This window comes from Brevundimonas olei (assembly GCF_037055245.1).
GTDB classification, from domain to species: Bacteria; Pseudomonadota; Alphaproteobacteria; order Caulobacterales; family Caulobacteraceae; genus Brevundimonas; species Brevundimonas olei.
This window is the reverse complement of record NZ_CP146369.1, coordinates 2943304-2957417: the sequence shown is the minus strand read 5'-3', so window position 1 is coordinate 2957417 and position 14114 is coordinate 2943304. Positions and strand designations below refer to the sequence as shown.

Genomic DNA, 14114 nt, shown 5'->3' with positions numbered 1-14114 from the left:
GGCGTCATGCAGCGAGGCCATATGTCGGGGCGACTTCCCCACCGCGTCGATTTCACCCTGCTTCAGCATCTTCAGGTGCTGATCGAGCAGCGCAGCGTCTCGCGCGCAGCCGAGCGTCTGGGCATAGGCCAGCCGGCGATGAGCCGCATCCTGGCCCGGCTGCGCGATCAGTTCGACGACCCCCTGCTGGTGCGCGGTCCGCGCGGCATGATGCCGACGCCGCGCGCCGAGGCCCTGTCCGGCCCCCTGCGCGCCTGGCTTGAGGCGGGGGAGAGCCTGCTGCGCGATCCCGACCTGGATCTCGGACGCATGAAGCGGGTGTTCCGTCTGGCCTCCACCGACTTCGGCCTGCTCAGCGTCCTGACGCCCGCCATCGCCCGCATTGCTCAGGAGGCGGCGGGGGTGGAGCTGGACGTCGAGCCTCTGTCGGACGCGAGCCTGCGGCGGCTTGAGGACGGGCGGCTGGATCTGGTGCTGACGGGCTGGAATCCCGAGGGCGCGGGGCTGAAGTCGCGCTGGCTGTTCCGCGAGACTCATCTGGGCCTGGCGCGGCCGGACCACCCGGTGCATCAGGCGACGCCGACGCACGCCGAACTGCTGCGGTGGCCCCACGTCGCGCCGTCAGCCGGGGACGGCTTCGGCGACTGGGTGGCGGACGACCTGCCGGACATGGCGGAGCGCCGCGTTCTGGTGCGGGCCGAGAGCTTCGCCCTGGTCCCCTATCTGTTGCAGACGAGCGAGGCGGTGGCCCTGCTGCCGCGCCGGGCGGCCGAGCATTTCGCCGCCGCGCACGGCCTGCGCGTCTTCCCGGCGCCGCCGGAGATGCGGCCGTTCGACTATCACTTGGTCTGGCACGAACGCTCTGACGGCGACGCCGGAACCCGGTGGCTGGCCGACGCCCTGTCCGCCGGGTTCGAGGTCGAACGGGTGCGCGCCTAGAGCGAAATCGGTTCACATGCGATCGCATGTGAACCCAGATATTCGCTCTAGGCATTGATAATGGTCTAGTCGGCCTTGAGGCGCGTGGCGGGCCACAGCGCCGCGATCAGGATCATCACCGCCGATACGGCGTAGGGCGCGCCGTGCGCCGCCTGATAGGCCAAGGTTCCGGCCAGCGGCCCCAGCACGGCGCCCAGTCCCTGCGCGGCCCCGACGGCCCCGGCGGCGGCGCCTTGCTCATGGGCCTCGACCGCATTGGCGGCCAGCGCCGATTGCGAGGGATAGACCCAGCCCATGCCTGCCGCGATGACGCCATAGGCGGCCCACAGTTGCAGCGGCGTGGCGGCGAAGGCGGCGCCGACGAAGCCGACGGCGGCGACGCTCCCGCCGATGCGGATGAAGCGCGAGGGCGTCCAGTTCAGCCGGCGCAGCACCATCTGGGCCGAGAACAGCACCACGCCGACCACGGCCAGGGCGATTCCCGCGGTTCGCGCCGCCTCATTGGGCGACAGGCCGAAGCGGTCCAGAGCCAGGAAGCCGACCACCACCTGGCAGACGACGACGCCGCACATGGCGGCGAAGGCGGTGACGACGGCGCGGCGGATGCGCGCGTCCGACAGCCTCAGCGCCGACTTCCTGCGCGTCTCATGCGGCGCGTCGGCGGGCAGGAACCGCCACACGGCGATGAAGGCCAGGACGGGCAGGGCGGAGATGATGATCAGGGAGGCGCTGAGGCTCCATCCGGCCAGCAGGCCGGCTGCACCCGGTCCGAAGACGATGCCCAGCGAACTGGCCGCGCCGACGGCGCCCATGGCGCGAGCGCGCTCGTGCGGCGCCGTGTGGTCGGCGACCACGGCGGCGCAGATCGGCGGCACGGCGGCGTAGAAGGCCCCGGCGGCGGTGCGCGCCGCCGTCATGCCCAGGAAGCTGACGATGGCCGCCGGAACCAGGGCCAGGGCCGCGCTCATGAACAGGCCCAGCGCCGCATAGCTGACGGCGAATCCGGCCAGGGCGATCAACAGCACCTTGCGCCGCCCCACCTCGTCGCTGCGCGCGCCCCAGAAGCGGGCCATCAGCATCCAGGCCAGGCCCGCCGCCGTCACCGCCGCCCCGACATGCCATGGCTGCAGGCCCAGCAGCCGCGCCATCGGCCCGACCACGGCGACGAAGGCCATCATCGACATGCTGCCGACGCCCGCGGTGAACAGCAGGGGCTTCAGGCTGAAGGCGCCGCCGGGGGCTGCGACAGTCGTGGTGGCGGAGGTCATGAGCGGCTCTTGAACGGCAAGGAGCGGCTTGATCGACTAATTGAGAATGAATTGCAACTATGGCTTGGCCATTGTGACCGGCAGCGACAGCTCCACCGCCAGTCCGGGCCGGTTGTCGTCCAGCCGCAGTTCGCCGCCGTGCGCCCGCGCCACCGCCGCCACCATGGCCAGCCCCAGACCGGCGCCCGAGGCATGGCCGGTCCCGCCCTGATCAAGGCGATAGAAGCGGCGCAGGATCTTCTCGCGTTCGGCTTCCGGCACGCCGGGCCCCTGATCGGCGACGCGGACGACCGCCCGGCCGCCTTCGCTGGACGTCGAGACCTCGATCCGCCCGCCGCCGTGGAAGACGCCGTTCTCGATCAGATTGGCCAGGGCCTGTTGGATAAGGGCAGGGTCGGCCTCGACCGTTCCTGCGGGGGCGAGGCCGACGATCAGCCGCCCGCCCGCCTCTTCGACGAAGGGGCTGTAGATGTCGGCCACGGCGCCGGTCAGCGCTGCGAGATCCAGCCGTTCGGTCTTCAGGGCGGCGTCGCCGCTCTCGATCCGCGCCAGGGTCAGCAGGGCCTCGAACAGGGCACTGACCTGGTCCGTCTCCTCCAGCGCGCGTTCGACGGCGGCCTCGCGCGCCTGGGCGTCGTCCAGATTGGCGGCCAGGTCTTCCAGCCGATTGCGGACCCGGTTCAGCGGCGCGCGCAGTTCGTGGGCCACGCCTTCGGACAGGGTCTTCAGCGTCGTCAGCGCTGCCTCCTGCCGGTCCAGCATCCGGTTGAGGTTGGCCGACAGCTCGTTGAACTCCCGCCCCAGGCCGACGGCGGGCAGGCGGGCCGAATCCTGTCCGGCGATGATGCGTCCGACCGCCTGATTGACGTCCTCCAGCCGTCGCAGGAACAGCCGTCCTGCGAACCAGCCGCCGGCCAGGGCCAGCAGGATCAGGGCGATCCCGCTCATCAGGGCATAGCGGCGGATGCCGCCGCGCAGTTCGTCCAGGTGCTGGATATCGCGCCCGACCGCCAGCAGGCCGCCGTCGGAGGCCCGCGCGCTCAGCGCCAGCATGTTCGGCGTCTGGTCGGGCCAGCGGGCGGGGCGCGCCTTGTTGGGCAGGTTGCGCCGGAAGCCCGTCTCATTGACCGCCAGCCGCGTCAGGCCGTTGGAGAAGGTGCTGCCGTCCGGCGCCTCGACCAGCAGCAGATAGCGCCGAGCGTCGCGGTTACGGGCCTCGGCGTTCAGTTCCTGCACCAGCTGGGCCGTGCCGTGCCGGTCAGCGTCGGCGCGCATGACGTCCATCTGATGGTTCAGCCCGTCGCGGACCTCGGCCTCGGCGAAGCGCATCAGGCCGTAGTCCACGCCCGCGATCATCACCGCCGCGCCCAGGCCGAACAGGACCGAGAAGGCGGCGGCGTAGCGCAGGCTGGCCGTGGACCAGACCGACGGGCGTTTCGGCTCAGTCCGAGGCCTTGAGGACATAGCCCACCCCCCGGATGGTGTGGATCAGCTCCTGATCGAAGCCGCGATCCACCTTGGCCCGCAGGCGGCTGATGTGGGCGTCGATCAGATTGGCGCGCGGGTCGAAGTGGAAGCCCCACAGGCTTTCCAGCAGCATGGTGCGCGTCACCGCATGACCGGCGTTGCGGGCCAGCCGCTCCAGCAGTTTGAACTCGTGCGGTGTCAGGTCCAGCGGCTTGCCCGCGCGGGTCGCCCGGTGCGCGGCCACGTCGACCTCCAGATCGGCCACCCGATGCCGCGTCGTCGCCTCGGCCAGCGGGGGGCGGCGCACCAGCGCCTGAAGACGCGCGCTCAGTTCGCTGAAGGCGAAGGGCTTGACCAGATAGTCGTCGGCGCCCGCGTTCAGCCCCGCCACCCGGTCGTCGACTGACCCCAGCGCCGTCAGCATCAGCACCGGCGTCTTCAGCCCGCCCGCGCGCATGGCCTGGACCGCTTCCAGACCGGGCAGGCCGGGCATCATGCGGTCGGCGACGATGGCGTCGTAGTCGCCCTCCATCGCCATGTGCAGACCGGCTTCGCCGTCGCCCGCCTCATCGACGGTATGCCCCTGCTGGCGCAGGCCTTCGGCCACGAAGGCGCGGGTTCGGGCATCATCGTCAATGACAAGCATTCGCATGAGCGCCCTTCTAAACCTCTGCGGCGAAACGACCAGACCGGCTTGGAATTAATCTCGCCGCAAGACAACGCGAAGGTTGCTCCGCTATAGGCCGATTGTTGCGAATGATATGCAACAGCTTGAGTGCAGCAGGGATCAGCATGGAGTCGAGAGTAGCGGAATTCTGGGGCGCGCCCGATCTGTCGGTTCAGATCGGCGGCGGCGCATCCGAACGGCATGAGGCCGCCGCGCCGAAGGACGACATGGACTGGGCTTTTGGACTGACCACGCCCGAGCTGCGGCTCTTCACCACGGGTCTGAAGCAGCGCCTGACGCCGGGGCCGGCGGCGACGCTGGGCGCGCGCGTGCGCCGTTTCTTCGCCGATCTGCCGGTCGCCCCGGAAACCGATGAGCCGTCGCCGCGCCTGCTGGTCGGCGCCCTGCCGTTTGACCGCAGCGCCGACGACTGCCTGTTCCTGCCCGAGCGCGCCGCCAACCGCATCTGGGACATGACCTCAAGCGCGTCGCACCCCTCGATCCGCGCCCTGACGCCCGAGCCGTCGCGCGCGGCCTATGAGGCGGCGGTGATGCAGGCGCTTGAAGCCATGCGCGCCTCGCAGGGCGGCGCCGAGCCGGTCGACAAGGTGGTGCTGTCGCGCAGCCTGAAGGTTCAGGGCGACGGCGCGATCGACCCCTTCGCCCTGTGGCGCGACCTGAAGGCCGATCCGACCGCCGCGCGCTTCCTGACGCCGCTCGGTGAAGGGCAGGGCGGGGCCATGCGCCGTCTGGTCGGCGCCACGCCCGAACTGCTGGCGTCCAAGCGCGGCCCGGCCGTCTTCTCTCATCCTCTGGCCGGATCGGCCCGTCGCAGCACCGACGTGGTGCAGGACGAGGCGGCGGCGCAAGGCCTGCTGGCCTCGGACAAGGACCGCCGCGAGCACGCCCTGGTGGTCGAGGCCATCATGGACCTGCTGGCGCCTTACTGCAGCGACCTGCGCGCGCCGCCGGGCCCGGCGCTCGTCTCGACCCGGACCATGTGGCACCTGGGCACCCGCATCGAGGGACGGCTGCATCGCCCCGACGAAACCTCCGCCGCGGAACTGGCCGCCCTGCTGCATCCGACGCCCGCCGTCTGCGGCTCGCCGCGCGATCAGGCGGCCGAGATGATCCACGCGCTTGAAGGCTATGACCGGGGCTTCTATGCGGGGGCCGTGGGCTGGACCAACGCCTTTGGCGACGGCGCGTGGTACGTCTCGCTGCGCTGCGCCGAGACGTGCGGCGATCAGGCGCGTCTCTATGCCGGGGCGGGCATTGTCGAAGGCTCCGATCCCGCCGCCGAGGCGGACGAGACGTCGGGTAAGTTCCAGGCCGTTCTGCGCGCCCTGGGCGTGGATGAGGCGAGCGTATGATTCCCCTGCAACAGGTCTGGCCGGACGACATGGCGGCGCATTATCGGGCCAAGGGCTATTGGCGCGGCGAGACATTCTCCCAACTGCTGCGCAGCCGGGCGGAGGCGCAGCCTGACGCCGTCGCCGTGGTCGGCATGGACCAGCGCTGGACCTATGGCGAACTGCTGCAAAAGGCCGAGACCGCCGCCGCCGGTTTCCTGGCGCTGGGGCTGAAGCCCGGCGACCGGGTGGTGGTGCAACTGCCGAACCTGCCCGAGTTCCTCAGCGTGATCTTCGGCCTGTTCCGGGCGAAGCTGATCCCCGTCTATGCGCTGCCCGCACACCGCTCGACCGAGATCGTTCACTTCCTGAAACGTTCGGAAGCCGCCGCCTATGTCGTGGCCGACCGGCATGAAGGCTTCGACTATCGCGCCCTGGCCCGCGCCGTTCAGGCCGAGGTTCCGGACCTGCGCCATGTGGTCGTGGTGGGCGAGGCCGAGGAGTTCGCATCCTTCGACGGCTTCCGCGCCGATCCGGCCGCCCTGCCGACGGACGACGCCGATCCGTCCGACGTGGCCTTCCTGCAGATTTCGGGCGGCTCGACCGGCCTGTCCAAGCTGATCCCGCGCACCCACGACGACTATCTCTACAGCGTGCGCGAAAGCGCCGACATCTCGGGGCTGGAGCCGGAGAGCGTCTACCTGACGGCCCTACCCGCCGCGCATAACTTCCCCATGAGCTCGCCGGGCTATCTGGGCGCCCTCTATGTCGGGGCGACCGTCGTGATGGCGCCGTCGCCGTCGCCGGACGTCTGCTTCCCCCTGATCGAGCGCGAGGGCGTGACGATCACCGGACTGGTGCCGCCTCTGGCCCTGCTGTGGATGCAGGCGGCGGCCCGGAAGGCGCACGACCTGTCCAGCCTTCAGGTGCTGCTGGTCGGCGGCGCGAAATTCCTGCCCGAGGCGGCGCGTCGTGTGCGCGCTGAACTGGACTGCACCCTGCAACAGGTGTTCGGCATGGCCGAGGGGCTGGTCAACTACACCCGGCTGGACGACCCCGAGAGCCTGATCGTGGAGACGCAGGGGCGCCCCATCAGCCCCGACGACGAAATCCTGATCGTCGATGAGGCGGGCGCGCCCGTGGTCGAGGGCGAGCCGGGCAATCTGCTGACGCGCGGGCCCTATACGATCCGCGCCTATCACAACGAACCGGCGGCCAATGCGCGGTCCTTCACCGACGACGGCTTCTATCGCACCGGCGACGTGGTGCGCCGCACGCCCGAGGGCTATCTGGTCGTCATGGGTCGGGCCACCGACCACATCAACCGCGCGGGCGAGAAGATCTCGGCCGAAGAGGTCGAGGATCATCTGCTGGCCCACCCGGCCGTGTTCGACGCCGCCGTGGTGTCGGTGCCGGACGACTATCTGGGCGAGCGCATCTGCGCCTTCATCATCCCCGACGGCGCCGCGCCGCGCGGCGTCGAGTTGAAGGCCTGGATGCGCAAGCGCGACATCGCTGACTTCAAGGTGCCGGACCAGATCGTCTTCGTCGACGACTTCGCCGTGACCGCCGTGGGCAAGGTCAGCCGCCGCGAACTGCGCGCCGCCCTTCGTCAGCGCATTCTGGAAGAGGAGGGCAAGGCGTGAGCGCATCAAAGGGCCTGCCCACCGTCCCGGCCTACGCCCTGCCGACCGAGGCGGAGATTCCCGCCTCGCGCGCCCAGTGGACGTTGCAGCGTGATCGCGCCGCCCTGCTGGTCCACGATATGCAGCGCTATTTCATGCGCCCCTATGCGCCAGGCGCCGAGCCGCTGCCCGGCCTGATCGCCAACATCGCCTGCCAGATCGCGGCGGCGCGGGCGGCGGGCGTGCCCGTCTTCTACACCGCCCAGCATGGCGATCAGGATCGCCGAGACCGGGGGCTTCAAGCAGATTTGTGGGGACCGGGCATGAGCCGCGCGCCCGAGCATGAAGACATCCTGCCTGAACTGGCCCCGGCGCCGGGCGACTTCCCCCTGGTCAAGCACCGCTACAGCGCCTTCCAGCGCAGCAACCTCGAAACGCTGATGCGCGTGCGGGGGCGGGACCAACTGATCGTCTGCGGCGTCTACGCCCACATCGGTTGTCAGCTGACGGCGGCCGAGGCGTTTCAGCGCGATATCGAACCCTTCTTCGTCGCCGATGCGCTTGGCGACTTCTCGCGCGACAAGCATATGGGCGCGGTGGCCTGGGCCGCCGACACCTGCGCCGTGGCCCTTTCGACGGCGCGCGTTCTGGAACGACTGACATGACCAAGCTGACCCCGCAGGACTTGACGCTGGAGCGCATGCGCGCCGATGTCGCCGCCGTGCTGCACGAAACGCCGGACTCCATTCTGGACGACGACAATCTGATGGACCTGGGCGTCGATTCCTTGCGCGCCCTCAACCTGTCGCTGGCGTGGAGCGAGGCCGTGCCGCTGGAGTTCAGCGAACTGGCCGAACACACCACGCTCGCAGGCTGGTGGAGCGTGGTTCAGGCGCGCCTGCGCGCCGCCGGTCACGACGCCTGACCTGACATCATGGACGACGGACGCATGGCGGCGGCGCTGGAACACCCGCTGACGGAAGCCCAATCCGGCCTGTGGTTCGCCCAGAGGCTGGACCCGGCCAATCCGATCTTCAACACGGCCCACTATCTCGACATCCGGGGCGATCTGGACGTCGAGGCCTTCCGCGCCGCCGTCGATCGGACCGCCGCCGAGGCCGAGGCCCTGTCGCTGCGTTTCGTCGAGAAGAACGGCGAGGTGTTCCAGGCCCTCGACCCGACGCATCGTCCCCTGTTGCAGATCGTCGACGTGTCCGCCGCCGCCGATCCGGTCGCCGAGGCCATGGCCGCCATGCGCCGCGATCACGAGACGCCGCTGGACCCGACGCGCGACCCGCTGGCCGCCAACATCCTGTTCCGAATGGGACCGCAACGCTTCCTGTGGAGCCTGCGCGTCCACCATCTGGCTGTCGACGGCTTCGGCATGGCCCTGCTGACCAACCGCACAGCCGAGCTCTACAACGCCGCGCGCGGCGGCCCGGCGCCCGGCCCGGTCTTCAACCCCATCGCCAAGGTGTGGGATGAAGACGCCGCCTATCGCGCTTCGGACAAGCGCACGGCCGACGCCGCCTGGTGGCGCGAGATCATGGACGACGCGCCCGAGGTCGCCTCCCTGGCGCCCGGCAAGGCCACCACCGCCCACCGATTCCACCGCATCGAACGCGCCCTGCCGCCCGAGGTCACGGCCCGCCTGCGCGCCCGCGCCGACGCCGGGCGCCTGTCCTGGCCCGACGTGTTGACCGCCATCGGCGCCGCCTATGTCCGCCGTTTCTCGGGGGCGGAAGAGGCCGTGATCGGCGTGCCGTGGATGGGCCGCATGGGCAGCGCCTCGGCGCGCACGCCCGTCATGATCATGAACGTGCCGCCGCTACGCCTGACGCTGGACGAGGACGCGCCGCTGGACGCGCAGCTGATCCTCGCCTCCAAGGCCCTGATCAAGACCCGCCGCCACGGCCGCTACCGCAGCGAGCAGCTGCGGCGCGATCTGGGCCTGATCGGCGGGGCGCGGCGTCTCTATGGGCCGCTGGTCAACGTCCTGCCGTTCGACCTGCCGCCGCGCTTCGACGGGCTGGACACGACGCTGAAGGTGCTGGGCACCGGCCCGGTCGACGACATCAGCTTCACCTTCCGCGGCGACGCCGCCCCGGCCCTGACGCTGGAGGTCGACGCCAACCCCGACCTCTACACGCTGGAGGAGGCCGCCGCCCACGCAGAGCGTCTGGCCGCCTTCCTGACCAACGCGCTCGATGCGGAGACCCTGGGCGAAGTCCCCATCGCCACGCCGGAAGAAGCCGCGCGCGAACTCGAAGCCTTCAACGCCACCGCCCATCCGGTGCCCGACATGACGCTGACCGCCCTGCTGGAGGCGGCGATGAAGGCGACGCTGCACGCCCCGGCGCTGACTTTCGGCGAGCAGACCCTGACCTACGCCGAACTGGACCGCCGCACGGCGGCGCTGGCCTCGGCGCTGGCGGCGCGCGGCGTGGGGCGCGAGAGCCTCGTCGCCGTGGCCCTGCCGCGTTCGCTGGAGCTGGTCATCGCCTTGGTCGCGATCTTACGCGCGGGCGGGGCCTATCTGCCGCTGGATCTGGAGCATCCGGCCGAGCGCATCGCCGCCATCGTCCGCGCCGCCGGGCCGAGCGTCGTACTGGCCCATGAAGACATCGGCGGCGCGTTCGGCGAGGCCCTGCTGGCGCCCGCTGACTGGCCGCTGGACGGGACTGCGCCTGCCGTCGCGCAAGGGGGCGAGGACGCCGCCTATGTCATCTACACCTCGGGGTCGACCGGCGATCCCAAGGGGGTGCTGGTCGAGCATCGGGCCATCGTCAACCGCCTGCTGTGGATGCAGGCCGAGTACGGCATCGGCGCCCAGACCCGCATCCTGCAAAAGACGCCCGCCACCTTCGACGTCTCGGTGTGGGAGTTCTTCCTGGCGCTGATTTCGGGCGGAGAACTGGTCGTGGCCCCGCCCGGCGCGCACCGCGATCCGGCGGCCATCGCCGGGCTGATCCGCCGCCATGCGATCACCGACCTGCACTTCGTCCCCTCCATGCTGTCGGCCTTTCTGGCTGATCCGGCGGCGAAGGGCATCGCGGTCGCCCACGTCTTCTGCAGCGGCGAGGAACTGCCCGCCGAGCTGCGCGACCGTTTCCATCAGACGGTGAGCGCCGAACTGCACAACCTCTACGGCCCGACCGAGGCGGCGGTGGACGTCAGCTATTGGGCCGCCGGGCCGGACGATACGTCCCGCCCCATGCCGATCGGCTGGCCGGTGTGGAACACGCGGCTGGTCATTCTGGACGAGCGCCTGCGCCCTGTGGCGCCCGGCATGGGCGGCCATCTGCATCTGGGCGGGGTGCAACTGGCGCGCGGCTATCTGAACCGGCCCGACCTGACCGAGGACCGCTTCATCCCCGATCCGCACCATCCGGGCCAGCGTCTGTATCGCACCGGCGACGTGGCGCGCCGGCGGGCCGACGGAGCCGTGGTCTATCTGGGCCGCAGCGACCATCAGGTGAAGATCCGCGGCCTGCGTATCGAACTGGGCGAGATCGAAGCCGCCGTCATCGCCAGCGGCCTGGCGCGTGAGACGGTGGTGCTGGCCCGAGAAGACCGTCCGGGCGAACGCCGTCTGGTCGCCTATCTGGTCCCGGCCGAGGGTTATGACCCCGCCGCTCTGAAGGCCAAGCTGGCCGCGCGCCTGCCCGACTATATGGTGCCCGCCGCCATCGTGGCGCTGGACGCCCTGCCGACGACCTCCAACGGCAAGCTGGACCGCAAGGCGCTGCCCGCCCCGGTGTTCGAGGCCGCAGCAGGCCGGGCGGCCGAGACGCCGACCGAGAAGGTCATCGCCGAACTGTTCGCCGAGACGCTGGGCAGGGCCGAACCGGCGGGCGCCGACGACGACTTCTTCACTCTGGGCGGCGACTCCCTTCTGGCCGTGCATCTGATGATGTTGATCCGCGAGCGGCTGGGGCGCGATCCGGGGCTGGGCGCCCTGTTCGACCGACCGCGCGTGGCTGAACTGGCCGCTCTGATCGACGCGGAGGCGCTGGACTTCGACAACGGCCTTGGCGTGCTGATCCGTCTGGCCGAGGGCGATCCAGCCCTGCCGCCGCTGTTCCTGATCCACCCGGCGGGGGGGCTGTCGTGGGGCTATCGGACGCTGGCGCGCGCCCTGTCGCCGCGCCGCACGGTGTGGGGCGTGCAGTCGCCCGCGCTGGACCCGACCAACGCCCTGCCGGACGGGATCGACGCGCTGGCGTCGGTCTATGTCGATCATATTCTGGCCTTGGGCGCGCCCGGTCCGGTGCATATCGCGGGCTGGTCCGTCGGCGGCATCATCGCCCAGGCGGCGGCGGTCGAGTTGGAGCGGCGCGGGGTCAAGGTCGGGCTGATGGCCATGCTGGACTCCTATCCGGCCGAGTGCTGGCGCGCCGAGCCGGACCCGGATCCGGTCGACGCGATGCGCGCCCTTCTGGCCATCGCCGGATACGACCCGACCCAGTATCCCGAACTACGCAGCCGTTCGGCCATTGTCGCCTTCCTGAAGGCGGGCGACAGCGCGCTGGGCGGCCTGCCCGAGGCGGCGCTGGACGGAGTGATCCGCGTGGTGCTCGATACCAACCGCCTGGTGCGTGAGCACCATCACAAGCCCTTCGGCGGTCGCACCACCCACGTCCGCGCGGCGCTGGATCACAAGGAGCGCGACCTGACGCCGGGCCTGTGGCGGCCCTACGCCGCCGATCTGGACGTGGTCGAGGTTCCCTTCCTGCACCCGCAACTGACCGGCCCGGCGGCGACGGCCCTGATCGCCCCGGCGCTGGACGCCCGCATGACCGCCGCAGAGGATACGACACGATGAGAGACAGCGGACTGTCCGGCCGTCTGGCCCTGGTCACGGGCGCGGGCGGCGGCATCGGCGCCGCCGTGGTGCGCGTGCTGGTCGAGGAGGGCGCGCGCGTGGTCGCGACCGACCTGCCGTCCACCGCCCTGTCGGGTCTGGCTTTCCTGAACGGCGTGCGGGTCGAGCCGCTGGACGTGTCCGACGGCGCGGCGGTCGAAGCCCTGTTCGACCGCATCGAGGCCGAGGACGGCCCCATCGACTTCGTCGCCAGCGTGGCGGGCATCCTGTCCAATGTGACGGTGGACCAGACCTCCGACGCCGAATGGCGCCGCGTCTTCGCCGTCAATACGGATGGGCCTTTCCACTTGGGCCGCGAGGTTTCGCGCCGGATGGGCGAGCGGGGCAAGGGCGCCTTCGTCACCGTCAGCTCCAACGCGGCGGGTGTGCCGCGTCATGCGATGGCGGCCTATGCCGCGTCCAAGGCGGCGGCGACCATGTTCACTCGCTGTCTGGGGCTGGAGCTGGGGCCGAAGGGCGTCCGCTGCAACATTGTCGCCCCCGGCTCGACCCTGACGCCGATGCAGACCGGCATGTGGGCCGATGAGGACGGCGCCGCCCGCGTCATCGCCGGCTCGCCCGAGACGTTCAAAGCGGGCATCCCGCTGCAGAAGCTGGCGACGCCCGAGGACATCGCCGAGGCGGTGGTCTTCCTGCTGTCCGACCGGGCCGCTCACATCACCATGACGGACCTGTACGTCGACGGCGGGGCCACGCTGCGCGCCTGATCCGGCTGTCTGTGTCTGCCTTCAGGACAGCTTCGCCTCGACGATCCGGGCGAAGACCGAGGCCACGTTCGGCAGCAGGTCGTCGTTGAAGTCATAGGCGGTCTGGTGGACCATCGTCCCGCCCTGGCCGACGAAGAAATAGGCCCCCGGCGCGATCTGCAACATATAGGCGAAGTCGTCGGTGAACGGGTACGGCTTCAGGTCGCGGTGCACCTTGTCCGCGCCGAACACGCCGCCCGCCGCCGCCGCCGCCACATCGGCCTGAGCGGCGGCGTTGAAGACAGGGGGCACGCCCGCCGTCTCGCGCACCGTGACGGTGCAGCCGGTCATGACGCCGACGCCCGCACAGATGTCCTGAAGCTTCTGCCACATCGTCTCGATCACGTCGGATGAGGTGGCGCGCAGGGTGCCCGCCAGACTGGCTTCGTGCGGCACGACGTTGTGCGACGACCCGGCCTGAAGCTTGGTCACGGTGATCAGGGCGGGCTCCATCGGATCGACGTGACGGCCGACGATGGACGAGATTTCAGAGGCGACGCGCACGGCGGCCTGAACGGGGTCTTTCGTCTTGTGCGGAGCGGCGCCGTGGCCGCCGACGCCCTGAATGTCGATCTCCCACACCTTATAGCCGTTCATGGTCGGGCCGGTGTGGACCGCCGCTTCGCCCAGCGGCAACAGCGGCATGTTGTGATAGCCATAGACCTCGTCGCACGGGTAGCGGTCGAACAGGCCGTCCTCGATCATGGCGACGGCGCCCAGACCCGTCTCTTCCGCCGGTTGGAAGATCAGCACCACGCGGCCGCGCGCGGGCGGGTTGGCGGCCAGATGGCGCGCCACGCCCAGCAGGGTCGCCGTATGGCCGTCGTGGCCGCAGGCGTGCGAGACGCCGGGCTTGGTCGAGGCGTGGGGAACCTGGCTGTCGTCGTTCATGGGCAGGGCGTCCATGTCGGCGCGTAGGCCGATGGACGGGCCGGGCTCGCGCCCTTCGACGACGGCGACCACGCCTTCGCCGCCGATGCCGCCCTCGGGCTTCAGGCCCAGCCCTTCCAACACGTCGAACACCAGCTTGGCGGTGCGCGATTCCTGACCGGACAGCTCCGGGTGGGCGTGGATGTCCCGGCGCCAGGCGGTCATTTCGGGGGCCAGGGCGGCGAGGGCGGGCAGGGGCGTCATGGGGGCTCACGCATCCGTCGGAAAAGAGGAG

General features: G+C 70.5%; 11 protein-coding genes. 7 read left to right on the top strand and 4 right to left on the bottom strand.

The window, feature by feature from the left end:
* Nucleotides 1–21: 21 nt before the first annotated feature.
* Complete coding sequence (locus V8J38_RS14415; RefSeq protein ID WP_338576625.1) at nt 22–939, top strand: LysR family transcriptional regulator; 918 nt, start codon at nt 22–24, stop codon at nt 937–939.
* A gap of 65 nt (nt 940–1004) precedes the next feature.
* Here V8J38_RS14415 and V8J38_RS14410 read toward each other — a convergent pair whose 3' ends face one another.
* The 3 genes from V8J38_RS14410 to V8J38_RS14400 are packed head-to-tail and all read right to left on the bottom strand — an operon-like array spanning nt 1005 to nt 4326.
* On the bottom strand, nt 1005–2207 hold the full coding sequence (locus V8J38_RS14410; protein WP_338576623.1) for an MFS transporter: 1203 nt from the start codon (nt 2205–2207) through the stop codon (nt 1005–1007).
* A gap of 57 nt (nt 2208–2264) precedes the next feature.
* A complete protein-coding gene (locus V8J38_RS14405; RefSeq protein ID WP_338576621.1) occupies nt 2265–3671 on the bottom strand; it encodes a HAMP domain-containing sensor histidine kinase in 1407 nt (468 codons plus the stop codon).
* Nucleotides 3649–4326 (bottom strand): response regulator transcription factor, encoded by a 678-nt coding sequence (locus tag V8J38_RS14400; RefSeq protein WP_291777641.1) that lies wholly within the window; start codon nt 4324–4326, stop codon nt 3649–3651. The genes V8J38_RS14405 and V8J38_RS14400 overlap by 23 nt, the downstream gene beginning before the upstream one ends.
* 140 nt (nt 4327–4466) lie before the next feature.
* Here V8J38_RS14400 and V8J38_RS14395 point away from each other — a divergent pair, with 140 nt between their 5' ends.
* The 6 genes from V8J38_RS14395 to V8J38_RS14370 are packed head-to-tail and all read left to right on the top strand — an operon-like array spanning nt 4467 to nt 12910.
* Nucleotides 4467–5714, top strand: coding sequence for an isochorismate synthase (locus V8J38_RS14395; protein WP_338576618.1), 1248 nt, complete (start codon nt 4467–4469; stop codon nt 5712–5714).
* On the top strand, nt 5711–7339 hold the full coding sequence (locus V8J38_RS14390; protein WP_338576616.1) for a (2,3-dihydroxybenzoyl)adenylate synthase: 1629 nt from the start codon (nt 5711–5713) through the stop codon (nt 7337–7339). Before V8J38_RS14395 ends, V8J38_RS14390 begins: the two co-directional genes overlap by 4 nt.
* On the top strand, nt 7336–7983 hold the full coding sequence (locus tag V8J38_RS14385) for an isochorismatase family protein (RefSeq protein ID WP_338576615.1): 648 nt from the start codon (nt 7336–7338) through the stop codon (nt 7981–7983). The genes V8J38_RS14390 and V8J38_RS14385 overlap by 4 nt, the downstream gene beginning before the upstream one ends.
* Nucleotides 7980–8243, top strand: coding sequence for a phosphopantetheine-binding protein (locus V8J38_RS14380; protein WP_024353927.1), 264 nt, complete (start codon nt 7980–7982; stop codon nt 8241–8243). Before V8J38_RS14385 ends, V8J38_RS14380 begins: the two co-directional genes overlap by 4 nt.
* A 9-nt stretch (nt 8244–8252) precedes the next feature.
* Nucleotides 8253–12143 carry an amino acid adenylation domain-containing protein gene (locus V8J38_RS14375; RefSeq protein ID WP_338576608.1) on the top strand — a complete coding sequence of 1297 codons (3891 nt, stop codon included), beginning with the start codon at nt 8253–8255 and terminating at the stop codon, nt 12141–12143.
* A complete protein-coding gene (locus V8J38_RS14370; RefSeq protein ID WP_338576606.1) occupies nt 12140–12910 on the top strand; it encodes a 2,3-dihydro-2,3-dihydroxybenzoate dehydrogenase in 771 nt (256 codons plus the stop codon). Before V8J38_RS14375 ends, V8J38_RS14370 begins: the two co-directional genes overlap by 4 nt.
* Before the next feature lie 21 nt (nt 12911–12931).
* On the opposite strand, the gene V8J38_RS14365 is transcribed toward V8J38_RS14370, so the two are convergent.
* Entirely contained in the window at nt 12932–14083 is a 1152-nt protein-coding gene (locus V8J38_RS14365; RefSeq protein ID WP_338576604.1) for an amidohydrolase, read from the bottom strand.
* Nucleotides 14084–14114: the final 31 nt, after the last annotated feature.